Source organism: Cupriavidus sp. UYPR2.512, from assembly GCF_000379565.1.
GTDB lineage: Bacteria > Pseudomonadota > Gammaproteobacteria > Burkholderiales > Burkholderiaceae > Cupriavidus.
The window spans coordinates 1-1,221 of sequence record NZ_KB903115.1; the positions used below are offsets into that span (position 1 = coordinate 1).

Below are 1,221 nucleotides of genomic sequence, written 5' to 3' on the forward strand. Positions count from 1 at the left end.
TAAGCGAAAAACCGGAATCCGACGATGACTCAATCTTTTGCTTCTGGATTGGTGACCAAGACCCAGAATCGGTAATCGATGAAGTCGCGGAATTCATCGCCTGCTACTATGTGGTCGACGTATTCTTTGTTCGAGCCTTTCCAGACATGGTGCGAGTCTCTCTCGAAAAGCTCACTCGCTAAGCTATCGACGTGAGGCGGCCCGTTACACTGAGGGCTGCGGGCCCGCTTCTTCTTGAAACCGAGTTGTCTTTACATGGGAAAAGGCCCGACATCGCAAGATGTCGGGCCTTTTCCGTTTGCGCTTTTGGGCGATCAAGCTGCGGCGTCCTTCAGCTTCTTGAGCGGGCGCACCTTCACCTTCACGCTGGCCGGCTTCGCGGCGAACCATTGGTCCTGGCCGGTGAAGGGGTTCTTCCCAAAGCGCTTCTTGGTGGCCGGCACCTGAATGGCCGACACCTTGAAGAGGCCCGGCAGGGTGAACTCGCCAGCCCCCTTTTTATGGACCGCGCTCAGGACCGTATTCTCAAGGTGAGCCAGCACAGTCTGAACGGTCTTCTTGTCCAGTTCAGTCTGGTCAATCAGGTGTGCCAGCAGGCTGGACTTATTGAAGGTCTCCTTCAGCGGCTTGGCGACCGGGGCAGCGGCAGCCGCCTTCTTGGCCGGAGCGGCCTTTGCAGGGGCAGCTTTCTTCGCAGCGGTCTTCGTTGCAGTCTTTGCTACAGGTTTTGCTTTCGTGGCCATAGTCGTGTCTGGTTGAAAATGCACGCCTGCAGGCCGGATTTAGCCTGCAGCGCACCGCCGAAGCATAGCAAATGCGGCAATCTCTGCAAGGCCCGTAAACACCTGTTTTTCACTCATTGCGGCGCGGCCGCAACGCTTGGTTCAGCGGGATTGTGGCTGCGATGCGGTCACAGGTGCGATTGCTGGCAAGACCGAGCATCTGGCTGACTTCGTCGCGCGAGTGGCCCGCCAGCAGCTGGCGCCGACAGAACGTATTGCGCAGCGTGCGCGGGCTCATTTCGACGTCCGTGACGCCGATGGCGTCGAGGATCTCGGACACGATGCGGCCGAAGCTCATGTCGGTGATCGGTTGGCCATTGGGCCGCAGGGTAAAAAGTCGATCGCCCTCGATGGGCAGTGTCTTTCGGCGCGCCAGCCAATCATGCAGGAGTGGCACGGCAAAGTCAGAAAGATGCACGGTGCGCGCGTCTCGCCGTTT

Annotated in this window: 3 protein-coding genes; 1 reads left to right on the plus strand and 2 read right to left on the minus strand. The window is 58.7% G+C overall.

Annotated features, from left to right (window positions below; genetic code table 11):
- Positions 1–182, plus strand: a 182-nt coding sequence (locus A3A5_RS45065) for a hypothetical protein (protein WP_026201024.1), incomplete at its 5' end; no start/stop codon positions are given.
- Positions 183–314: 132 nt separating this feature from the next.
- Here the strand turns inward: A3A5_RS45065 and A3A5_RS0122830 are convergent.
- Together A3A5_RS0122830 and A3A5_RS39195 are read right to left on the minus strand one after the other, a co-directional pair.
- Positions 315–743 carry an HU family DNA-binding protein gene (locus A3A5_RS0122830; protein ID WP_018312819.1) on the minus strand — a complete coding sequence of 143 codons (429 nt, stop codon included), beginning with the start codon at positions 741–743 and terminating at the stop codon, positions 315–317.
- A gap of 109 nt (positions 744–852) precedes the next feature.
- Positions 853–1,221: tyrosine-type recombinase/integrase (locus A3A5_RS39195; protein ID WP_018312820.1), on the minus strand; the 369-nt coding region annotated here is incomplete at its 5' end.

What these genes read in the sequence shown, in the direction of transcription:
- A3A5_RS0122830 (WP_018312819.1), bottom strand. Translation starts at nt 743, where the DNA reads ATGGCCACGAAAGCAAAACCTGTAGCAAAGACTGCAACGAAGACCGCT.